This window comes from Nocardioides hungaricus (genome assembly GCF_054782915.1).
Window position 1 is genome coordinate 24,970 of record NZ_BAAGRO010000034.1, and the last position, 21,865, is coordinate 46,834.

Below are 21,865 nucleotides of genomic sequence, written 5' to 3' on the forward strand. Positions count from 1 at the left end.
CGGCCGTTCTCGGCTATTTGTCGAGGCGGTAGTGGGTGAGTTTCGATTCGTCGATCTCCACCGAGAGTCCGGCGCCCTGCCGGACGACGAGCTCACCGTCGTGAATCTCAAGGGGGTCGGTGAGGAGGTCGTCGCTCATGTCGAGGAAGTTCGACAGCTCTGCTGCGCGGCGCGAGGTCAGGCTGAAGGCCGCCCCGAAGGCGGCGGTGCACATGGTGCCGAGCTGTCCGTCGATCTGGTTGCCCATGATGACTTCGAGGCCGAGTCCTTCGGCGAGGTGGTGAACTCGTTGGCTCTGGGTGAACCCAGTCCTTGCGCACTTGATGCTCAGGGCTGTGGCGGAGCCGCCAAGGATCTCGCGGGTGACCTCGGCCGGGGTGGTAACCGATTCGTCGGCGACGAAAGAGATGTCGAGGTGGTCGACCAACCATCGCCGACCGAGAACGTCATCAGCTGGGCACAGTTCCTCGGCGAAGCTCAGGCCGAGGTCGGACATCTCCCGCATCGCCTGGAGCGCCTCCGTTGCGCTCCAGCCGCGGTTGCCGTCGACGTAGAGTTCGATCTCGTTGCCGAAGCGCTCGCGAAGTGTCCGGACGACGGCCGTGTCGAGGGTGTAGGGCTGCCGCCCGACCTTGACCTTGAAGGTCCGGATCCCATGGGTCTCGATCATCCGCTCGGCTTCGGCGACCATCTTCGCTGGCTCTTCGAATCCGAGCATGTGTGAGACGCGCAGGCGGTCGGTGTACCCGCCCAGCAGTGCGGTGACCGGCTGATTGAGGGTGCGTCCGAGGGCGTCCCACAAGGCGATGTCGATGGCGGACTTCGCTGCAGGATTGCCAACGGTGCGCTGGAGGCGCTGCTGGGCCCGTTCCCGGTCAAGGAGCGTGAGTCCGATCAGCTGCGGCGCGAAGATGGTCTCGATGACGGCCACGATGCCCGCCTGCGTCTCACCGTAGGTGAAGGGCCGCGGCGGCGCCTCGCCCACACCGACCACACCGTCATCGGTGTGGATCTTCACCAAGACGTGTTCGGCTGTGTGCACCTCGCCGCTGGCGAATCGCAGCGGCTTGACATACGGGATGGCGAACGGAATCGCCTCAACCTTGACGATCTTCACAGGCTGACCTCGTCGATGAACGAGCTGGACAGGCGCGCAAGCTCGTGATCAGCCGCGAGGACACCCACGACGGCGCTGACGACAGGGCGCGGTTCCTCGGCGCGCCACCCGAGCGCCAGCTCGATGGTCCCGGCGTCGGCGATGTCACGGAACCGCACGCCGGCGAGCGGGAACGCTCGTGCTGAGGCCGGTACGAGGGCAATGCCCATGCCGGCAGCAACCAAGGACAGCAGGACAGCCGTCCCCGGCGCCTCGTGGGCGCGATCGGGGACGAATCCGGCTGCCCGGCATGCGCGAAGGATCGCATGGTTGACCGCGGAGTCCCGGCCGGCGTACCCGATGAAGTCCTCGTTGCGAAGGTCGATGAGTTGCGGGGCGGAGTGGCCGACGAGGCGGTGGTCCTCGGGAAGAGCCAGTATCAGCGGCTCCTCCTCGATCATGTGGGTCGCGATGCCGTCGCCCACCACCGGAGGGCGCAGCAGTGCAATGTCGATGGCTCCGGTCCGCAAATCTTCGCACAGCTCGGGGGTGAGGAAGTCGCCGCGTACGTCGATTGCGATGTTGGGCAGTTCGCGTCTAAGAGTCCGGACGACATGAGGCAGGTGAGAGATCGCCGCGGTGCCGACGGTTCCCAGCCGGACCAGACCGTGCTTGCCGTCGGCTAGGCGTCGCACCCCCCGCATGCTGTCCTCGACAGCGGCCAAGATCCGCCGGCTCTCCTCGAGGAAGAACTCGCCCGCAGGCGTGAGCGCGACGTGACGGGTGGTCCGGTTCAACAGCGTCACGCCGAGCTCGGACTCCAGGGACCGGATCGCCTGTGAGAGCGCGGGCTGAGCGATGAGCAGTCGCTCCGCAGCCTGTCCGAAGTGACAGGTCTCGGCGACAGCGGTGAAATACCGAAGGTGACGCAGTTCCATATCGGGGCTCTCGTCTCTTGTCCGCATACGGGTTGTGACGGGTATCACTTCACGGTAGGGCTTCTCTTCCATCACACACAAAGACCAATCACTCGTGGAATCATTGTTGAATCGAATAAATGGATCAGGCGCCGAGATGGGCTATGACGAGGTTTGCGACGGACTCCGGGGCCTCAACAGGCAGGCGCTAGCTAGGTGCCCCACGCCGGGTAGGACGGCGAGGTGGCCGTCCTGGACGCCCTCGGCGATCTCGCGCAGCAGCGGGACCGGTGTCGGGAGGTCCTGGTCTCCGGCGATGGCGAGGACCGGCGCGTCGATCTCGGCGAGGCGGTCGGTGACGTCGAAGCCAGCCAGGGCGTCGCAGACCTGGGCGTAGCCGACCGGGTCGACCTCGAGGAGGCGCCGCGTGAAGGTGTCGGTGATGTCTGGCCGGCGTTGGGTGAAACCCGGGCCGAACCAGCGCTGCAGCGAACCCTCGACCACCACTTCGGTGCCCTGGCCGGCGACCAGGTGTGCGCGTTGGCGCCGCGATGCCGTATCCCCGATCCGGGCACTGGTACAGGTCAGGATTGCTCCGGAGATTCGTGGCCGATGCTCCAGGAGCAGGTGGAGTCCCACCGCGCCACCCACCGAGTCTCCGGCGTAGGCGAACCGCGGGTGAGCGAGGCCGTTCACCGCAAGGAAGCGGTCGACGGCGGCCACCACACCTTGCGCGATGGACGCCATCGACACGGGGTGCTCCGATACCGATCGGTTCGTGCCGTGCCCGGGCAGTTCCCAGCCGAGCACGTGGAACTGGTCGGTCAAGAGAGCGGCCACCTCCCCCCACAGCTCTCGAACCGACGTTCCCAGCGAGGGACCGACGACCAGGAGCGGGCTTGCGCGGCTCGAGGTCAGCTCGACGGTGGAGATAACCGGTACGTCAAGGACGGTCATGCCTGGCCCTGCAGGAGTTCCTTCAGGGAGAAGCTGAGGTCATCGGCCCGCTCAGGATCGATGCTGCGCCCCTCCCCCAGTGCTCGCTTGACGGCCATGAAGTCCCGCGGGTTGTTGACCACGTCAGCGGCGATGAGGCGGTTCTGCTGGAAGTAGAGAACGGTGAGTCGGGTGGACTCCGCGCGCACGACGTAGGCGTCATACCCGTCGGAGATGCCGGCGATCTGGATCTTCAGGTCGGCCTGGTCGGACCAGAACCACGCGACCCCGCGGCGTGGAGTCTCCAACCCGGTGAGCACGTACGCGGCCAGCTTGGACTGTTCCAACGCGTTGTTCACCGACTCGATCGTCAAGCGCTGGCCGGGGAGGTTCGGGTGGGGTTGTTCGGCGCAGTCGCCCACCGCGACGACGCCGTCGATCGAGGTTCGGCCCGCCTGGTCCACCACGATCCCACGGCCACATTCCAGGCCCGCCTTCTCGGCGAGTTCTACATTGGGTAGGGCACCCACACCCACGATCACCACGTCGGCGGGAATGGTGACTCCATCGGCGAGCCGGACGTGGGTGACCTGCCCGTCGACGTTGCCCACAAGTTCTACGACGCTCGTGTCGAGACGGATCTCGATGCCGGCTGCGGCATGCCTCTTCATCAGGTAGTCGGACAGGGGCGGCGCGCATACCCGGCCCAGGAGACGTGGCGTTGCCTCGAGGACGGTCACCTCAAGTCCACGTCGACGCGAGGCGGCGGCGACTTCAAGGCCGATGAAGCCGCCGCCCACCACCACGAGCCGGGCTGTGTCGACGAGCGTGGACCGGACCTGCTTGGCATCCTCGATGGTGCGCAGGGTGTACACCCCGGCCAACGATGCGCCGGGCACCGGCAACTCACGTGCCCGGGCACCGGTGGCGAACGCAAGCTTCTCGAACTGCACCGTGGTTGCGTCATCGAGCGTCGCGGTCCCCCCCTTGTCGGCGAGGTCGATGCTCACGACACGGCGGCCCTGTAGGACCTCGATGTCGTGCTCGTCAAGGAACGCCGGTGCCCGCAGGGCGAGGTTGTCCTCGTCCTCCTTTCCTTCCAGGAAGCCCTTGGACAGCGGCGGCCGCTGGTAGGGCAGGTAGGGCTCGTCTCCGATCACCGTGATGTGGCCACCGAAGGCCAGGTCACGCAGTTCGGTGGCCACACCGAGCCCGGCTTGCCCCGCCCCCACGATCAGGACGTCGGTGTCCGACCTCGCGCCGCCTGCCTCGCTCATTGTTCGGGCGCAATCGTGAGTTCGAGGCCGTCGAGTTCCTCGGTCATCCGGAGCTGGCAGGACAGCCTGCTTCGCTCCTGGCGAGGTGTCTCGGCGTCATCGAGCATCTCGTCTTCAAAGTCCTCGGCCACACCGGTCGCCTCGATCCATTGAGGGTCGACGAAGACGTGGCAGGTGGCGCAGGCCAGCGCGCCGCCGCATTCGGCGACGATGCCAGGGACACCGAGCTTGATCGCGGTCTCCATCGCTGAGGCACCGACCCGGGCCTCCACCTTGTGGGTGGTGCCGTCGGGACTGTGGAAGATGATCGTCGGCATGATGTTTCCTTCGAGATGCGGGTTCTTCAGAAAAGCTCGAAGTACTCGCGGTGCTCCCAGTCGGTCACGCCGTTGACGTAGGTGTCGGGGTCGGGGTTTGCCTCGACCCAGGCGTTGTAACGGGTGATCTCGCTGCGCTTCATGGTGACCATGTAGTCGATGAAGACGTCACCGAAGGTCTTGCGGAAGAACGAGTCGGCCTCGAGGGCGTCCACGGCGTCGGCCAGGCTGGTGGGCAGCTGGGGCACGTCGGCCGCGTACGGGTCTTCGCTAACCGGACCCGGGTCGACCTTGTTCAGGATCCCGTCGAGTCCCGACACGGTCTGGGCGGCAATGTAGAGATAGGGGTTGGCAGCGGAGTCACCGACCCGGTTCTCGACGTGGGAGGCCGTGTCGTTGGGTGCACTGATGACCCGCATCATGGCCGCGCGGTTGTCCTTCCCCCAGGTGAGCCGGTCGGGCGCGAGGGAGTAGGGGCGGCGGCGGCGGTAGCCGTTGATGGTTGGCGTGGTGAACACGGAGGCGGCGATGCCGTGCTGGAGGCTGCCGCCGACGTAGTGCTGACCGAGTTCAGACAGCGGGGAGTTGTCGGTGGGGACCATCAGGTTCTCGCCGCTGTTCAGGTCGGCCAGCGAGGTGTGCAGGTGCCACCCGTTGGCGTAGAAGCCGGCGATCGCAGGGGTACACATGAAGGAGGCGATGTGTCCGCTGCGCTTGGCGATCTGCTTGACCGTGGTGCGGAACAGGGCCGCGGAGTCGGCAGCCTGGAGGCCCTCGAGGATGTCGAAGGTCGTTTCGACCTGGCTCGGGGCCCACTCGTCGTCGAAGGAGCGCAGCGGCAGTCCCATCTGGAGCAAGGCCTTGCGGATCGGCTTGAGGACGTCGTCGATCTCGTCGAGGTGATCGACGAGGAGGTAGTTGTAGCCGCGACCGACAGGGGCCACGTGCGGCGGGTCCGCCGGGGATCCGGGAGCGCCCAGGGAGCCGCCGTCGAGTCGGTCGTCGACCAGCCGGGTCAGGTACCACTCCATCTCCAGTCCGGCGATGAGCTTGGCGCCGGTGGCGGCGAGGGCGGCCAGGGACTCCCTGAGGATGGTCCGGGGAGCGAGCGAGAAGGGCTGACCGTTGGTCATGTAGAGGTCAGCGAACACGAGAGCGGTGTTGTCCACCCAGGGCAGAATCGTGAAGGTGCCCGGATCCGGAACAGACTTCACGTTCGGGCTCCCACCCAGACCCTCGATGGCGAAACCGCCGTCCGCGCTGAAGGGGTTCAGCACGATCGCGTTCGCCGGGTCGAAGAAGAACGGGGCCATCGTGAGCTCGTTGCCGGCCTCGAGCGCTGCAGCATAGGCCGACACGGTCAGCGCCTTGCCTCGCAGGAGCCCGTGCTGGTCGGGCCACACCAGGCGGACGATCTCGATGCCGTGCTGCTTGATGGTCTCCAGCGACTGCTGGGCGGCAGCCTGCTGCTCTGCGGAGTAGAGACCGTACTGCTCGACGAACTTTGCGGTTGTTGCCATGGAATGCCTCCGAATGGATTGCGGACTGGTTGACTTCGACTGGATGGGTTGACGACTCAAGACCTTTAGGGGCTCTCGGCCCTCAAGGCTTGAAGCCAGTCGACAACCAGTCGTTCTCCTGGCGACAGTGCTGTCGCCGCGAGCTCTTGACGTAGCGCCGGGACGTCGACGCCGAAGGAGGCGAGCTTGTCGCCTTCGAACCCGAGCAGAGTCTCGATACCGGCTCGGTCCAGGTCGGGGTGGAACTGGATGGCCAGGACCGAGCCTGATGACCATGCTTGGACGTAGCGGTCCGAGACCGCGAGCGTCACTGCACTGGGTGGCGGCATCATCGTGTCGGAGTGGAACGAAAAGAACCGCCCCTCCAGGCTCTCCCCCGCGTCCTCGACGGCTTTGACGTCGATGAACCCGACTTCGAGGCCATTGTCGCCTGCCAGTGCGTGGCCTCCGAGTGCCTCAGCCGCGAGCTGGGACCCGAGGCACACGGCCATCGTCGGCACCTCAGCGTTGTACGCGGCGGCGATATATGCCTTCTCCTCGACGAGGTAGGGGTGGTTGTCGACGTCGTAGGCGCTCTGAGGTCCCCCCAGGACGATGACGCCTGCGACGTCTTGGAGCGGGGGAAGGGCATCGCCGACGACGGGCCGGGCGAGGTGGTACGGGATGCCGACCTCGGCGGCGGCCTTCGCCACGACTTCGACGGAAGGGTTCTCGATGTGGCCGATGACGAGCACCGGACGCTGGTCGTTCATGGTTGGGTTCTCGGCTCGATTCGTGTGTGCCAGGGGTCCCAGTGGTCGATTCCCGCCAGCGCGGCGAGCAGCTCGCTCGCGCTCTGGCGGTCCACGGCGACCCAGGTGTCATCGGGATGGACGCGGTAGGGGGTGAAGTCCCACAACTTGAGGGCCTTGGTCTGAGCGATAAGGGCGCGGGCCGCTTCGGCTTCCTTCTCCAGTCGGGCGACCCGACGGTGGAGGAGAGCGTTCTCGCGGCGCAGGCGCTCCAGCTCGGCGGGCTCAACACTCGAGGGCGGTGGCTGCACGGTTTCCTTAGCTTCGGTCATGTCAGCCATGACTCAGAACACGATCGTGAGGTTCTCGTGGTACTGCTCGGAGTCGAGCAGGTTGGCTTGCTTGAGCCTGATCTTCCAGCCGTCGCCGTCGCCGTCTCGGGTGAGGACGTGCCCGTACCAGCCGGAGTAGGTCTTGGTCACGCCCGCACGGAACTCGTTGATGATGAAGTTGGACCGGACGAGGGTGTCCCCGCCGACGTCCTCGAGAACCTCGACGTTCCCGACGATCCGAACGGTGCGGGAGGCGGGAATCTGGCTGTAGGCCAGGCCGGTGCGGAGCCAGTAGACGCGGTCGGTGAGCCGGCGACGGTCGTCGAAGGCGTGGGAGACCTCGGTGCGGGGCTCACCCCCGCCGGAGGTGACCGGCACCCAGTACAGGCAGTCGTCGGCGAAGAGGTCCAGCCAGTCGTTAAACCGCCCCTCGTCGATCAGGCGTGCTTCTCGGACCAGGAATGCTGTGGCTTGAGCGAGCGTGACCGCCTCGGGGGCCGGCCAGTCCTCGCCGAAGCTGTCGCGGTAGTGATCCAGGCGGTCGTAGAAGGCAGCGTCGACGTGGTAGGAGAAGGACGAGGTGTCGGCATAGTGGGCCGGAACCGATGAGGTGCTCATGCCTGGGCTCCGTCCATGCGCTTGATCCATTCCGCGTAGTAGCTGCGCATGTGCAGCTCGTCGGTGACCGCGGTGGAGACCACGCCGTCCTCGGCGGCAGACTGCCAGCCGGTTCCAAGACCGCGGTTCATCAAGATCCACTCCTCTTCGACGACGTCGAGGCCGCGCTGAACCTCTTCGAAGTTGGCTTGGTCGTCAGGCTCGCCGAAGGCGGGGAAGTCTTCCTGGGTCCGCATCCGGACGGTGTTGACCTCCTCGGGGACGCCTCCAACGCTGGTGGCATGCCACGTGAGCTGGGTCCGGTTGACGGCGAGGGGCTCGATCACCTGGATCTGGTTCCCGATGATGAGCAGGTTCGGGAAGATGCTGAGGTTGATCTGGGCGCCCACGCACAGGTCCAGGAGCTCGTCGGCGCGCTCGGGATACTTGGCGCGGATCTCCTCCTCGAGCCTCTCCCGGCCGGGCTGGGGGCGCTGGTTGACCCAGAAGCCTCCCTCGTGGGCGGACCGCTGGTCGATGACGCTGTGCCCGTTGCCCAGTGAGTAGGAGCGCATCGGTCCGTCGTCCGGGGTGCGACCGAAGTAGGACATGTCCTTGGACTCCCCCATGCGTGAGGCCATCTCCAGCAGCGATCGGTGCGAGAAAGAGGGGTGGTAGCCGTCGCCGGCGTTGTCGTAGGCCAACTTCCAGTTGCCGCGGTACCCCATCCGGTAGGCCGCGCTGCGGACGAAGACCTCGCCGTTGGGCGCCCGGTCGATCCAGTAGTCGAGCCACGTGGTGGCCGGCCCAAGCCAATCGGGCACCGAGGGGGCATCCTCATTGAGGGTGCCGAAGATGAAGCCACGGTAGGTCTCGATGCGATTGACCTTGCGCAGCCCGAACTGCGACTTGTCGAAGTCCATGCCGTAGCCCTCGGGCCACGGCGCGCCGACCAGCTCCCCGGTGTTGCGGAACGTCCACCCGTGGTACGGGCACTGGAAGCTCTTGGCAACCCCGGCCTCGTCGCGGCAGATGGTCGCGCCACGGTGCGAGCATCGGTTGAAGATGCCGTGGAGGGCGCCGTTGCGGTCTCGCGTCAGGAGCAGCGGTCGCTGGCCCATTCGCAGCGAGAGGTAGGAGTGGGGTTTCGGCAGCTGAGACTCGTGGGCCAGGTAGACCCACGACTGTCCGCCGAAGACCTTGACGATCTCCTCCTCGAACACGGCCGGATCCGTGTAGAGGGTTCGATGAACCCGGTCCTCCAGGATGCGATCGCTCCACCGACTCAGGTCGGTGAGCGCGCCGTCAGAGACCCTCTCGCTGATTGTCATCTCTTCCTCGCCCTCGTCGAATTGCTGCTTTTGCCTGCTGGAGCCCGTCCCCTGGAGACTCGCGATTGCGCATACTGGCTCTCTCTACGACGCTAACGACCCTGTGGTCAGTAACACAAAGACCAAATCAAGGCGAACTGATAAGCCGAATTGATAAGTCACCTGGTGTAGCGACCCGCAGTTCAGGTGCCGCAACGTAGGGGTCGCAGCGCGCACCGCCAAGGTGACGTGCGGCTGGCCGGGGATGATCGAACCGCATCCGACCGCGGCCGCGCTGGCCGTGAACTGCGTAGGCGGACTGGTGGACGCGCCACCTTGCTCAGAACTCGACGAGCTGGTCGCGGACGTCGGTGGGTACCGCCCGCGCGATCTCCTCGATCTGCGACCAGGGGATCCCCTCGCGCGGGTTGTGCCAGGACTCGTCGACGCCGAACCCCAGCCCGTCGGGCGTCCCGACGATCCGCTCCCCCGTGTCCGGGTCGCTGGTGCGTGCCCGCCCAGCCACCCTCACGGACATGTGCGACCTAGAAGGCTGCTGAACAATCCGCGTGGCGGGTGGGGCTGATGGTGTCGGCCTGAAATCCTTGGGTCATGCAGGGTGAGTCGGATCGGCAGCGTGAGTTGCTGGACGTGGAGTCGGTGGCGGGGCATCTTCTCGATCCGGGCAGCGTGTTCGCCTTGCTGGCCCGGCATCGGGACCGGTTGTTCCCTGCGGAGTTGTTCGCCGACCTGTTTTCCTCGCGCCGGGGCCGTCCTTCCATCCCGGGTGAGGTGGTCGCCTCGGTGATCGTGCTGCAGTCGCTGTACGGGCACTCGGATCGCGAGGCGGTCGACGCGTTGACCTTCGATCTGCGGTGGAAGGCCGCGTGCGGGTACGCGATTGACGCCAAGGGTTTCGACTCCTCGGCACTGACGTACTGGCGGCGGCGGTTGGCGGCCAGCGACCGCCCGCAGCGGATCTTTGAGGTGGTCCGCGAGGTCATCGAAGAGACCGGGGCGGTGGCCGGGAAGCAGCGTCGGGCTCTGGACTCCACGATCCTCGACGACGCGGTGGCCCGCCAAGACACCGTGACCCAGCTGGTCGCTCAGATTCGACGGGTGGGCCGCGAGGTCCCCGGCGCCCAGGAGCTGATCGCTACGCACTGCACCCGGCTCGCGGCACTGACCGGGCAGGGCTACGAGCAGCCGGGCAAACCGCGGATCGCCTGGGACGACCAGGCTGCCCGCGACGAGCTGGTCACTGCGTTGGTCAACGATGCGCTGGCGCTGCTGGCCGCCTTGGACACCGCGGCGATTGAGGAGGCGGCGGCAAGGCCGCGGACGCGGTCGCGTTGCTGGCGCTGGTCGCCGGGCAGGACGTCGAGCCGGCCGAGGACTCCGACGGCACCGACGGCCGGTGGCTCGCATCGCCCGCAAGACCACCCCTGACCGGGTGATCTCGACGGTGGACCCCGACACTCGGCACGCCCACAAGTCCCGCGAAAGGCGCCAGGACGGGTTCAAGGCGCATCTGGTGGTCGAGCCCGACACCGGCCTGACCAGCGTGGTGCGGCTGACCAAGCCCAGCGGCTCGGAGAACTCCGACGCCAACGTGGGCGCCGACCTGGTCACTGCCGATGCCACCCTCTCCCAAGACAAAGACGTCGAGGTGCTCGGCGACTCGGCCTACGGGACCGGCGACATGCTCCAAGCTCTGCATCAGCGCGGGTGGGTGCCGGTGATCAAACCCTGGCCGCTGACCTCCGCGGTCAAGGGCGGGTTCACCATCGACGACTTCACCCACGACCCCGCTACCGCGACGGTGACCTGTCCGGCCGGCATCACCCGCGCGATCACCCAGGCAGGCAACGCGGTTTTCGGCATCGCCTGTGCTACCTGTCCGCTGCGGTCCAAATGCACCACGGCCACACGCGGCCGGACCCTGAGACTGCACGAACACGACCTACTGCAACGTGAGCACCGACAACGAGCCAGCGCCGACGGATTCCAGGCCAACTACCGACAGCACCGACCAATGGTCGAACGCTCGATCGCCTGGCTGACCCGCGGCAACAGACGCGTCCCCTACCGAGGGGTCGAGAAGAACAACGACTGGCTCCACCACCGCACAGCCGCCTTGAACCTACGACGGCTACTCGCCATGGGACTCACCATCAAAGACAGCACTTGGCAGCTGGCCTGACCAGCCGATGGGCCACCACCGGGGCTTGGTAACCCGTCCTGGCGCAATCACGCGGATCACAGGCGGGCGGAGCGATCCCGTCGTCGCACCCACGAGTGCTGACCCAAAGTACAATTCGACGGCCCGGCCACCTTGCGCCCGTCGCCCACACGATCCGCCGAGCCAGATTGCGCCCTTATTCAGCAGCCTTCCAGTGAGGCTCCGCCTCTGACCGTCGAGTCTGGGGCTGGCCTGGGCGGGCAGGCGGGCGCACGCTGTGGTGATGGGCGACGTCCTTCGGATCGGTGATCTTCTTGATGGTCATGCCGCGCTCGATGTGGAGTGCCTGGACCGGATCCATCTCAACGGGTACGTGCCGAACTTGCAGGTCCCTGGGCAGGTCGCCTCGTTCATGACCGCGCACCTGAAGCTGCCGATCCCCTCGCCGGCGATCATGGAGAAGATGGGCACCCGGTTTCGTAACGCGGTCCGCACCTTCGCCACGACCCATCAGATCCCGGTGGTGAAGTTCGACAAGCACGATCGCAAGCAGGAGGTAATGGCGCCCCACATCGCCCGGCAGGCCAAGACCGGGGTCTCAGGTGTCGCCGCGATCGGGGTCGCGCAGGAGTTCCAGAACGTCTTCGCCGCCTATCGCCGTGAGGGCAGCAGTTGGTTCTCCTTCTTCAAGGCCGATCGCCGTGTTACGTGCTTCTACTTCTACGTATGGGACGAGGACTTCGGTCCGGCGTTCATCAAGGTCTGCACCTACTTCCCCTACCCGCTCAAGGTGTGGCTCAACGGGCACGAGTGGGCCAAACGCCAGGCCACCCATGCCGGGATCGGGTTCACCGAGCTGTCCAACGGGTTCGCCACGTGCGAGGACCCGTCGGGTTTGCAGGACATCTGCGACCGTCTTGGCCCCGGCACGATCGAGGTGTTCTTCGAGCGGTGGATGAGCCGGTTACCGCTGCCCTTGACGCCCACCGACCGTCAGGGCGGGTACTGGTGGGAGCTGTCGATGCGTCAGATCGAGGTCTCCAGGACCATCGTCTTCGACGCCCCAAGGCACGCCCGCGGGTTCTTCGAGGTCCTCGTGGTCGACAACCTCGATATCGGGCGACCCGAGACCGTCGAACTGATCTTCCGCGGTCACCGGGCCCGCCGTGGTCGACCACCACAGGTCGAGCAGACCTACAAGACCAAGGTCGTCACCCGCGACACCGTCGGGCTCACCATCAACGCGTTCTTCAAGAACTCCCGGATCAAGCAGTACCTCAAGGACGGCCGTGCGCTTCGGGTCGAGACCGTCATCAACAAACCCGATGACCTGTTGTGTCGCCGGCGCCTGGAACACCTCGACGAGCTCCAGGCCAAAGGTCGTGCCATCAACGCTCGCCTGCTCGACAATGAACGTGTCGGGCAGGGTTGTGTCCTTGCGAGCCCAGCCTTTGAGCGGGTCGCACAGTCCACCGTCACCGACGATGGCAGGAGGTCGCCCGCACTACGGTTCGGAGATCCTCGGGTCATGGCCCTGCTCGGCGCCCTGTGCGTCGCCTTGAACTCCCTCGGCTTCACCAACCGGAGCCTGCGTGCCCAGGTGAGCCAGCTGCTGGGCGTTCCGACCGGCGAATACACCGTCAACCAGATGAGCTACGACCTCGCCCGACTACGCCGCAAGGGCCTCATCGCACGAAGGCCGAAGACGAACACCTACGACCTCACCGCTGACGGGCAACGCGTGGCGATCTTCTACACCAAGGTCCACGACCGGCTCCTCGGCCCGTTGATCGCCGCCGACGCCCCACCAGCACCCCTCGAGGTCCGACGCGCACTGGCCACCATCGACCAACACGTCAACAAGCGAATCGACCAGGCGCGCCTCAAGGCAGCCTGAAAACTCAAGACAATCGTCAGAGTTCGATGAACCTAGCTTCGCTAGGCCACTTCTAGAGGCCGGGTCGAGGAGGATCGAGGTCAGAGCCCAGCCCGACCACGACCTCAGCAGCGTGCTGACGCCGACGACCCGTCACCACCCTCGGCGGACTTGTCATCACGCCACCTCGGCCGCGGCACCCTCAGTAGCGGTGCCGCGGTCGACACCCGTCGTCCCCGGCTTCGGTGTCGTCGGCCTCGTCGTCGGTGTCGTCTCCGGTGCCGGTCTCGACCTGACGCAAGCGGCGTATCGGCGCCTGGTCCAGCGCGGTGAGCTGCACGACGCCCTTGATCGCGAGCTTCTCCGGCACGGGCACGCCGTACCGCTGGCGGGAGCTTGAGGCCGGCGAGGATGGGTAGGGGCAGAGGGCCTGAGGAGTGGCGGATCTCGCTCATGGCCGACTGCGGGCCCAAGGAGCCGCTCGATGGCGACCGCGGCCGCCACCTCGGCGTCCGCGACGGCCTGCTCGGCCTGGGCCCGTTCCTCCCCGGGGACCTCGACGTCGACCGACGCCTCGTCGGTGCGCCGCTCTCGGGCCAACTGATCCGGGTCGAGCTTGAGCCGGCGCTCCCGCGCCGCCTGCAGCCGAGCCTCGCGCGCCCGATCCCGACCCGCCTGTGCCGGTGCCGCCTTCCCCACCGGGGATCACCTCTTCCTTGAGTCGGTACGTGACGGAAATCCACCGCGACCCTTCACAAGCAAGAAGCAACCTCGACCGACCCAGATCGGACACCTCGGACCCGCCGACTTTCCGACCGCGGGAATCCGATCAACTCACCCGGCTTTCCAACCCCTCACCACCCTCGCACCTCATGCACCCTGACGACGTGCCGACTTGCCAAGTGCAGAGAACTCGAGCAGTTCTCCCGGGAGTGGCTGCAGGCCTACCCGCAGGCCCGCATCCTGACGTGCGGCACCGAGGACCTGGTCAAAGACAAACGACAGTTGTTCGTCGCACGCGCCGCAACCGGGGAGTGGGACGCAGTCATCATGTCCCGCTCGGCGTTCGAGAAGATCCCGGTCTCCAGAGACACCGAGGAGACCTACCTCGACGAGCAGCTGACGCAGCTGCGGATGTGGCTGGCCGCCTCGAAATCCGAGCGCGGGCTGTCGGTGAAACGTCTGGAGGGCACGCTTGCGCGGGCCGAAGAGCGGTTGAAGAAGCTACGCGACGTCGAACGCGACCCGGCGATCACCTTCGAGGCCACCGGGATCGACTACCTGTGCGTGGATGAGGCGCACGGCTACAAGAACCTCCGGCTGGCCTCCAACATCCCCGGTGTGGCCGTGGACGGGTCGAACCGGGCCACCGACCTGGACTTGAAGATGTCCTACCTGCGTGGTCGGCACGGTAGGCGGGTGGCGACGTTCATGACCGCCACGCCGATCGCCAACAGCGTCGCGGAGGCGTACACGATGCTGCGCTATCTCGCCCCGGCTGATCTGGAAGCGGCGGGGATCAGCGACTTCGACACCTGGGCGGCCACCTTCGGGCAGGTCGTCACCGACCTCGAGCTCTCCCCGTCCGGGACGGGGTTCCGGATGAAGGCGCGGTTCGCGAAGTTCAACAACGTCCCCGAACTGCTGCGGCTGTGGCACCAGGTGGCGGACGTGAAGACCGCTGAGGACCTGAATCTGCCCACCCCGGACCTTGAGGGAGGAACGCCAGAGACCGTGGTGGTGCCGCCGACACAGGAACTGATCGACTTCATGGCGCTGCTCGCCGCGCGGGCCGACGCCGTCGCCTCACGAGCTGTTGATCCGAGCGAGGACAACATGCTCAAGATCAGCGGCCACGGCCGCGCGGCCGCGCTCGACCTGCGGCTCGTCGACCACCAGCTCGACGGCCTTGGAGCCTTCTTGGACCGGGAACCCTCCAAGGTCGACGCGGTCGCCGAACGCGTCGCCGGCATCTACCACGACCACGCCGACATCGTCTTCGGCAAGGACCCGGAGCCGGGCGCCCTGCAGCTGGTGTTCTGCGACCTGGGGACGCCGACCGGGTCAGGATGGAACGCCTATGAGGAGCTCAAGGCCCAGCTCGTCTCCCGCGGCGTCCCGGCCGGGAAGGTCCGCTTCATGCACGAGGCCAACAACGACCGCGCGAAGGCGCGGCTGTTCGAGCAGGCCCGCACCGGCCACGTGTCGGTGCTGATCGGGTCGACGGAGAAGATGGGCGTGGGCACGAACGTGCAGCGCCGTGCGGTCGCCCTGCACCACGTGGACTGCCCATGGCGGCCGGCCGACCTGGCGCAGCGCGACGGCCGCATCATGCGGCAGGGCAACCTGAACGCGTCCGTTCGGGTGTACCGGTATGTCACCGAGTCGAGCTTCGACACCTACCTGTGGCAGACCGTGGAGCGGAAGGCGAAGTTCATCAACCAGCTGATGCGCGGCCGCCTCGACGTACGCGAGATCGAGGACATCGGCGACTCGGCCCTGTCCTACGCCGAGGTCAAGGCCCTCGCATCGGGCGACCCACGGATCATGGAGCTGGCCAAGGCCGAGACCGAGGCGACAAAGCTGGAGCGACTGGAGCGCGCCTGGTCCGCCGCCCAGCGCAGCCTTGCAGCGACGATCCGGGAGGCCGGGCCGCGACTGGAGCGGCTCGCGACCGACCGGGAGCAGCTGCTGGCGGCGATCCCGGTGCGGCGCGACACCGACGGCGACGCGTTCTCGATCCGGATCAACGGCGCGGCCTACACCAAGCGCGCCGATGCCGCCCCGGCACTGCAGCGCGCCCTGCTGTCGGTGCAGCCCTACCAGCGCGACCCTCAGCCGCTCGGTGACGTGGGCGGCCTGCACCTGCAGGTGTCCGCGGACTCGTGGATGGGCCAGCCCCGGTACGTCGTCTCGCTCGTCGAGGTGCCGCGGGTGCACCTGCTCGTCGAGGCCGGCGACGTGCGGCAACCGAACATCGGCCTGGCGACCCGGGTCGAGAACCTCCCTCGGCGCCTGGAGCGGGTCCTGGACGACGTCGAGATGGACACGACGAAGATCAACCGTGAGGCCGAGAAGGCCCGGGACGGCCTGGGCGACGTCTTCCCGCGTGCCGGCGAACTCGCCGAGGTCCGCGCGAAGCGGGATCGGCTCTCGGCCGAACTGGCCGCCGACAGCGCCGAGAAGGCCTCCGGTGACCCCGCGACCGAGCACGACGCCGCCGCTGCGGCTAACGGATCCCAGCTCGACACCTCCACCAACCAACCCGGTCAACCCGGCCAGGCGAGGCGGCCGGCGATCACGCCGCCGCCTCCTCCCCCGCCGCGACCGGACGAGGGTCCCCGGCCGCCGGGCACACCAGGGTGGTCGCGATGATCCCGGTGCGAGGTCTAGTTCCTGTCCACAGGCGGGCTGCCGCTGCTGTTCTCCACCAGTTCGGGCGCGCCAGATGCGCCGGGCTGGCCTGTTCTGTTCCACTGGGTAGCGGGGTCGAACCTGCTGCCGACCTCTCTCGAAAGGACCAAACCTGATGCCTGTTCCGACCATCGATCGCGACGGTGACGTGCACGACGGGACCCCGGACTTCGTCTACGCGGTCTCGCTGCTCGCCGCGCTGGAGGGCGCGACCGGACAGGACGGGCACGCCGTGGTGTTGCCGTTCCTGGGCATGGCCCGCGCCGAGCTCACCGACTTCGGGCAGCGGCGCCCCGCCCACTTCGTCCCCGTCCAGATCGGTGACCTGCGGTCCGGGCTGGCCGACCTCGAGCAGCGCCTCGCCGCGCTCCTGGCGGACTCGCACGTGCTCCAGCACAGCCTCCGTCTCGACTCGGCGCGGCGGCTCCTGCGCCGCGGCGTGGCCGCTGTCGCATAGGAACCCCCGCACCCCGTGTCCGATCGGTGAGCTCGGCGGTTGCCTTTCCTCACATGACCCCGAATGTGCCGGTTCCCGGGTTGGGTGCGCGCGTCCGAGTCACGACGCCCACCAGCCCTCATTCCGGGATAGCGGGCACCGTGACCGACCTGGAGCCCGACGTACACAACGACGGCTCTCCCGCTGTCACGGTCACATTGCTGACCGGAGAACGGGTTTGGGGGCACGCCAACCGGTTCACGACCGATCCGTTGCCCCAGGAGGCGACGTGGGCGGACTACGTCACCGCGCACGGCGGGCCCGAGGCGACAGGATGGTGGGTGACCCTGCGCTGGTACGCGGACTCGGAGCACCCGCGACCGGAGGCCGTCGGCCCGTACCCCTCCCAGGAGCAGGCGGTGGCCGCCATGCAGGACTCGCTCCTCATCGACGGATTCACCGAAGGCACCAACCGCGACGAGTGGCTCGACGACGTGTACGTCGCAACTGATCAGGCCTCGATCACCCGGGTGTGCACCGACTACGGGCACCGAGTGACGCTGATCGACCCCTGCGACCCGAGCCACTTCGGAGACCCCGACCCTGCGCCCCCCGGCACCGCTCGCAGCGGACTGCTACAGAGTGGAGCACTGCACGCACCCAGCTCGAAACTGGGCCGGCCTGCCACGGAGGGCAGCGTGGCCGGGGCTGACCACTCCCCCACCGGGCCAACCCTGTAGCGGTTCTCTCCACATCCATCTCAGCCGCGGTGTCCGATCCGTCCGTTCGGCGGTTGCTTCTCCGGACATGGCAACGACTTGTCCCAGCGAGGGGCCGGCTGGTGAACCGCGATGACGGTCACGACCTACGGCGAGCACGCCGAGAACGCGGCCCAGGCGCTCAACGCCCTGATCCGCGACGACGTGATCCCGGCCGACGAGTACGCGGTCGACCAGCTACTGCATTGCCGCGAAGCCGTCGTCGACGCGCTGCGCCAGCGGCTCTACGACGTCGGCCAGGACAGTTGGTACCCGCCGCCAGATCATCTGCCGGCCCGGACGCCGAAGCCCGTGCTGGCCGGGCTGGATGAAAAGCTCGCAAGCCTGGTGGACAACATCGCCTTCGCGCTCCCCACTCTCCCCCTCGACGAGCGTCGCGCCCACACGGACTACCTCACGCCCGCCTCGGAGGATCCGACGGTGGAGTCGTGGCGGGCAGCAGCGATCGAGCTGTTGTCCGCCTCCCACGCCCTGTCGGCGGCCGAGGACCAGCCGTGGCGCAGCGATCCGGGTGCGGGCTGGTGGGTCATGCGCGACGTGGCGGTGGCCCTGGAGGCGGTCCTGGTACTCGACTCCCGGCTCGACGAGGTCGGCCTGCTGAACGATCACCAGCGACCGGAGTACGCGATGGGTCTGGACGAGAAGCGCATGGTGCTCTCCCAGACCGCCCGGGTGGCAACCTGGCATGCCACCAGCGCCGGCCCCGAAGAAGCCACCCCACGGCTGCAACAGCGAGCCCCAACCACGGTCGTCGAGCCGATATCGATGGTCTCCACGCCGACCGACCTCGCGGGCGCGCAGCAGCGGCTCGCCCAATTCCTTCGCCCAATGATGGCCAGTGACGCGTTCTACGCCGACGAGCCGGAGATCACCGCCGACTCCGCACGGCAGGTCACGGCCAGCCAGCTCTATCTGTGTCGGGCGTTCGCGAAGGCCGCCGGGCATTCAGCCAAGACCAGCATGTTCGCGGCGCTCTTCGAGGAACGGGCCGAGGTGCTGGAGTCGTTGCAGCCCCAGATCAGCCATCTGGCTGACGTCACGCCTGCGCAGGAGCCGAACATGCGTCGGTTCTGGCAGCAGAGCGAGCTCACGACCGCGGTCGCCCGGATGGAAGACCACGGCGTGCCGATCCGTTTGCAGCCCACGCAGATGGTCGAACTGGCCAAGGCGACCCACGAGGTGACCCACAACCTGGGCAAGGCATTGCGCCGCGAGCTGCTGCGTGGCAACAGCAGCCTGATCGACGCCCACCCTCGCCACCGCGACGGCCCGGTCCGGGTCGGCCGACGCTCGCGGCTGGAGACCACGCTGACCGACCTGGTCAACATTCCCGCTCCCAACGAGCCGGTCGCCCGGTTCAGCAATCCTCTGCAACGAGCTGCCCTTCAGCAAGCGCTGAACCTGACCCCGACCTCCTCGGCACGGCCACCGACGCCGTTCCCGGCGGCCCGCCGCGTCACCTACGGCGCTCCGGCCCTCTAACAACTTCAGAGCCTTGCCCGGCCCCGTCAACGCGGTCGGTGGTCCGCGAAGGACACCCACAATCCCCGTCCTCCGAGTCTCCCGGGGAGGTGTACCTGCGGGGCCGGGCACACACCACGACTCAGCAACCGACACGAAGGAGTCCACGCCATGACAGATCAGCAAACCGCCATGCAGCGGTACACCGCGGAGAAGGCAGAGCTCGAGGACGCGGCGCGCGACGTCGTGCGGGTCCGCGATCAGATCGACCGGCATGGTCCCCACGGTCTCCCCGGGGTCAGCCGCGAGGACCTCAAACGGCTGCTCCTGAACGCCGAAACGCGGCTGGCCACGGCCGGCGTCGCACTCCAGGCAGCTCGCCAGGAACTGCCTGACCGAGCCCAAACACACCTCGAGGGACCGTCGCGATGAGCACCCACACTGAGGAGTCCCGGTTCACCGACCCTGACACGGCCGTCGACCACATCCGCCGCGTCGCCCGGGAGACCGCGGAGCAGTCCGGCTACCGCGCGGCTGGGTTCGCGGTGATGGAGCTGCGCCGGGAGTACCGGATCATGCCGTTGAAGCAGAAGGAGGCGCCGCCGGACCGGCTGGCCACCTGGCAGGCCGTGCGGATGGAGACCAGGTCGTTGGTGCCGATGGCGATGGGCGCGCACGGCGGTGTCAAGGCCGATGCGGCGTTCTTCAACGCACGTGTGGCCACTCCTGCCGACCAGCCGCTCCCCCAGCAGCCGGACTGGGCGCCCGACCCGTCGGTGACCCTCCAAGCGGCCGCGCTCCGCGCACAGGCACCCGCTGCACCGCGCCCGCCTGTCACTTCGCAGAGTCCCTCGGTTGACCGGACCCCAGCCCGCTGACCCGCCTAACAGTAAACAACGTTGCGGTTATCGCGTACTCTAGAAGCGATAGTTTCGGTATCAGCGAGTTTGGGGTGATCAGAGTGCGTCGACCGAGTCCAGCCAAGGTGCGTCTAGCCGCCGAGCGGATCGGCCAGCACGTCGTGACATGGCGCCGCCTGCTAGGTCTCACCGCCGAACAGGTCGCCCAGCGTGCCGGCATCTCCGCCCCGACGCTACGCAAGCTCGAGCACGGCGACCCGAGCGTGACCCTGGAGACCTACCTCAACGTACTGCGGGCCCTCGGTCGGCTCGACGACGCTGTCACCGCGCTCGACCCGTACGAGACCGAACTAGGTCGCGCCCGCGCCGACCAGGTCCTGCCGAAGCGGGTCCGCCGCTGATGGACACACAACTGGACGTCGACCTCGAACTGGGCGGGCAGAGCGTCCATGTCGGCACCGCCCACTTCACCCGCCGCGGACGCGCGGTCACGACCACGTTCACCTACTCCCCCACTTACCTGGCACGGCCTGACGCCTACGCCGTCGACCCGGCTCTCCCCCTCGACGCGGGCCGCGGGCACACCACCGGGCTCCCGGGCGCCTTCGCCGATAGCGCTCCCGATCGGTGGGGCAGACGACTTATCGAGAAGGCCTGGGCCGGTCCCGCCTCGATCAGCGAGGTCGACTACCTCGCCGGCGTCTCGGACCACTCACGTCAGGGCGCCTTGCGCTACCGGCGCCCCGATGAAACCGGCTACATCGCCGCGGGCCACGACATCCCACGACTGGTTGATCTGGGCCGGCTGCTCCACGCCTCCGATCAGCTCGCCGGCGCCGGCCGTCACCACGACGTGGAGGAGATGCACGCAGTGCGCGAACTCCTCGACGTCGGCGGCACCACCCTGGGCGGCGCCCGTCCCAAGGCCTCCGTCATCGACGCGGATGGTGCGCTGTCGATCGCGAAGTTCCCGCACCCGGGCGATGAGTGGGACGTAATGGCGTGGGAGAAGACCGCACTCGACCTCGCCGAGCGGGCCGGCCTCGACGTACCGGCCCGGCACCTGACCAAGGTCGACGGCCGCAGTGTGTTGATCCTGCGCAGGTTCGATCGCGACGGCGCAACCAGGCTGGGTTATGCCAGCGCCATGACGCTGACCGGCCTCAGCGACGGGGACCCGGCCGACTATCTCGATCTCGCGGCCGCGATCGCGGACCACTCCAACCAGCCCGACGCCGACCTGGCAGACCTGTGGCGCCGGATCGCGGTGTTCACCGCGATCCACAATATCGACGACCACTTCCGTAACCACGGGTTCCTTCACTCCCCCGGCGGCTGGGCACTCGCTCCGGCGTTCGACGTCAACCCGAACCCCGATCCGAACAAGGCCCGGGCAACCTCGATCAGTGGCGCAACGTCCTCCACGGAGGAGCGCGAAGCCCTCCTCGAGGCGGCTCCCTACTTCGGGTTGACGGCCGATCGGGGCGCCGAGGAGCTCGCCCAGGTCCACGCCGCGACCGCGTCCTGGCGCACGGTCGCGGCCAGCAACGGCATCCCCGAGCACGAGTTGCGGATGTTCGTCGACGTTCTCCCTGCCCCTCCGGGTGGCGGCCATCCCGGTCCGGCTCGTCGCTCCGCGACCCTCCAAGCCGGCGCACTCAACCTCCCGGCGACCCCAGTCGACAGGACGTCACTGCCTCCGGACGCCACTCCCCCATCCGCCGGCCCGATCGGCTTCTGAATTCGAATCACCGCCGTGTAGTTCCGGCGGCCTCTAGCTCATCTCACACACCCCGGCCAGACGCCCCAGAACGGCCCTCTCGC

General features: G+C 67.5%; 22 protein-coding genes and 1 pseudogene. 11 read left to right on the forward strand and 12 right to left on the reverse strand.

The genetic code is table 11. The features are described 5' to 3' along the window. Positions 1-13 precede the first annotated feature (13 nt). The 11 genes from ACYVKX_RS14935 to ACYVKX_RS14985 form a co-directional block, all read right to left on the reverse strand. Positions 14-1,117, reverse strand: a complete 1,104-nt coding sequence (locus ACYVKX_RS14935) for a mandelate racemase/muconate lactonizing enzyme family protein (protein WP_460833850.1) — start codon at positions 1,115-1,117, stop codon at positions 14-16. Further along, the gene (locus ACYVKX_RS14940) at positions 1,114-2,106 is read right to left on the reverse strand and encodes a LysR substrate-binding domain-containing protein (protein WP_460833973.1); all 993 of its coding nucleotides are present in this window, start codon (positions 2,104-2,106) and stop codon (positions 1,114-1,116) included. The genes ACYVKX_RS14935 and ACYVKX_RS14940 overlap by 4 nt, the downstream gene beginning before the upstream one ends. Before the next feature lie 69 nt (positions 2,107-2,175). Next, positions 2,176-2,970 carry an alpha/beta fold hydrolase gene (locus ACYVKX_RS14945; protein WP_460833852.1) on the reverse strand — a complete coding sequence of 265 codons (795 nt, stop codon included), beginning with the start codon at positions 2,968-2,970 and terminating at the stop codon, positions 2,176-2,178. Then, on the reverse strand, positions 2,967-4,226 hold the full coding sequence (locus tag ACYVKX_RS14950; RefSeq protein WP_460833855.1) for an NAD(P)/FAD-dependent oxidoreductase: 1,260 nt from the start codon (positions 4,224-4,226) through the stop codon (positions 2,967-2,969). The genes ACYVKX_RS14945 and ACYVKX_RS14950 overlap by 4 nt, the downstream gene beginning before the upstream one ends. Continuing rightward, a complete protein-coding gene (locus tag ACYVKX_RS14955) occupies positions 4,223-4,543 on the reverse strand; it encodes a 2Fe-2S iron-sulfur cluster-binding protein (RefSeq protein WP_171245436.1) in 321 nt (106 codons plus the stop codon). Before ACYVKX_RS14955 ends, ACYVKX_RS14950 begins: the two co-directional genes overlap by 4 nt. A 26-nt stretch (positions 4,544-4,569) precedes the next feature. After that, the gene (locus ACYVKX_RS14960) at positions 4,570-6,063 is read right to left on the reverse strand and encodes a glutamine synthetase family protein (RefSeq protein ID WP_460833859.1); all 1,494 of its coding nucleotides are present in this window, start codon (positions 6,061-6,063) and stop codon (positions 4,570-4,572) included. Positions 6,064-6,128: 65 nt separating this feature from the next. Continuing rightward, positions 6,129-6,815 carry a type 1 glutamine amidotransferase gene (locus ACYVKX_RS14965; RefSeq protein ID WP_460833862.1) on the reverse strand — a complete coding sequence of 229 codons (687 nt, stop codon included), beginning with the start codon at positions 6,813-6,815 and terminating at the stop codon, positions 6,129-6,131. After that, the gene (locus ACYVKX_RS14970) at positions 6,812-7,135 is read right to left on the reverse strand and encodes a hypothetical protein (protein ID WP_460833864.1); all 324 of its coding nucleotides are present in this window, start codon (positions 7,133-7,135) and stop codon (positions 6,812-6,814) included. The genes ACYVKX_RS14965 and ACYVKX_RS14970 overlap by 4 nt, the downstream gene beginning before the upstream one ends. Positions 7,136-7,138: 3 nt before the next feature. Then, entirely contained in the window at positions 7,139-7,744 is a 606-nt protein-coding gene (locus ACYVKX_RS14975) for an aromatic-ring-hydroxylating dioxygenase subunit beta (protein WP_460833867.1), read from the reverse strand. Continuing rightward, positions 7,741-8,946, reverse strand: a complete 1,206-nt coding sequence (locus ACYVKX_RS14980) for an aromatic ring-hydroxylating oxygenase subunit alpha (RefSeq protein ID WP_460833870.1) — start codon at positions 8,944-8,946, stop codon at positions 7,741-7,743. Before ACYVKX_RS14980 ends, ACYVKX_RS14975 begins: the two co-directional genes overlap by 4 nt. Positions 8,947-9,373: 427 nt before the next feature. Continuing rightward, on the reverse strand, positions 9,374-9,571 hold the full coding sequence (locus ACYVKX_RS14985) for a hypothetical protein (protein WP_460833873.1): 198 nt from the start codon (positions 9,569-9,571) through the stop codon (positions 9,374-9,376). Positions 9,572-9,645: 74 nt separating this feature from the next. Between ACYVKX_RS14985 and ACYVKX_RS14990 the strand changes: the two are divergent. Continuing rightward, positions 9,646-11,236: pseudogene (locus ACYVKX_RS14990) on the forward strand (IS1182 family transposase). A 262-nt stretch (positions 11,237-11,498) separates the two neighbouring features. Further along, positions 11,499-13,112: a hypothetical protein gene (locus tag ACYVKX_RS14995; protein WP_460833877.1), complete on the forward strand. Its 1,614-nt coding sequence runs from the start codon at positions 11,499-11,501 to the stop codon at positions 13,110-13,112. 181 nt (positions 13,113-13,293) lie between these two features. On the opposite strand, the gene ACYVKX_RS15000 is transcribed toward ACYVKX_RS14995, so the two are convergent. Then, the gene (locus ACYVKX_RS15000; protein WP_460833880.1) at positions 13,294-13,461 is read right to left on the reverse strand and encodes a hypothetical protein; all 168 of its coding nucleotides are present in this window, start codon (positions 13,459-13,461) and stop codon (positions 13,294-13,296) included. 83 nt (positions 13,462-13,544) lie between these two features. On the opposite strand from ACYVKX_RS15000, the gene ACYVKX_RS15005 reads away from it, so the two are divergent. From ACYVKX_RS15005 to ACYVKX_RS15045, 9 genes are all read left to right on the forward strand, one after another. Continuing rightward, positions 13,545-13,811 carry a hypothetical protein gene (locus ACYVKX_RS15005; protein ID WP_460833883.1) on the forward strand — a complete coding sequence of 89 codons (267 nt, stop codon included), beginning with the start codon at positions 13,545-13,547 and terminating at the stop codon, positions 13,809-13,811. A gap of 330 nt (positions 13,812-14,141) precedes the next feature. Then, positions 14,142-16,466, forward strand: coding sequence for a hypothetical protein (locus ACYVKX_RS15010; protein ID WP_460833887.1), 2,325 nt, complete (start codon positions 14,142-14,144; stop codon positions 16,464-16,466). Positions 16,467-16,620: 154 nt separating this feature from the next. Continuing rightward, positions 16,621-16,962: a hypothetical protein gene (locus ACYVKX_RS15015; protein WP_460833890.1), complete on the forward strand. Its 342-nt coding sequence runs from the start codon at positions 16,621-16,623 to the stop codon at positions 16,960-16,962. A gap of 140 nt (positions 16,963-17,102) precedes the next feature. After that, positions 17,103-17,681, forward strand: a complete 579-nt coding sequence (locus tag ACYVKX_RS15020) for a hypothetical protein (RefSeq protein WP_460833893.1) — start codon at positions 17,103-17,105, stop codon at positions 17,679-17,681. Positions 17,682-17,792: 111 nt separating this feature from the next. Beyond that, positions 17,793-19,202 (forward strand): hypothetical protein, encoded by a 1,410-nt coding sequence (locus ACYVKX_RS15025; protein ID WP_460833895.1) that lies wholly within the window; start codon positions 17,793-17,795, stop codon positions 19,200-19,202. A 150-nt stretch (positions 19,203-19,352) separates the two neighbouring features. Then, entirely contained in the window at positions 19,353-19,613 is a 261-nt protein-coding gene (locus ACYVKX_RS15030; RefSeq protein ID WP_460833898.1) for a hypothetical protein, read from the forward strand. Beyond that, entirely contained in the window at positions 19,610-20,059 is a 450-nt protein-coding gene (locus ACYVKX_RS15035; RefSeq protein ID WP_460833901.1) for a hypothetical protein, read from the forward strand. The genes ACYVKX_RS15030 and ACYVKX_RS15035 overlap by 4 nt, the downstream gene beginning before the upstream one ends. Before the next feature lie 107 nt (positions 20,060-20,166). Further along, positions 20,167-20,442 carry a helix-turn-helix domain-containing protein gene (locus ACYVKX_RS15040; protein ID WP_460833904.1) on the forward strand — a complete coding sequence of 92 codons (276 nt, stop codon included), beginning with the start codon at positions 20,167-20,169 and terminating at the stop codon, positions 20,440-20,442. After that, positions 20,442-21,782, forward strand: coding sequence for a type II toxin-antitoxin system HipA family toxin (locus ACYVKX_RS15045; protein WP_460833907.1), 1,341 nt, complete (start codon positions 20,442-20,444; stop codon positions 21,780-21,782). Before ACYVKX_RS15040 ends, ACYVKX_RS15045 begins: the two co-directional genes overlap by 1 nt. Positions 21,783-21,865: the final 83 nt, after the last annotated feature.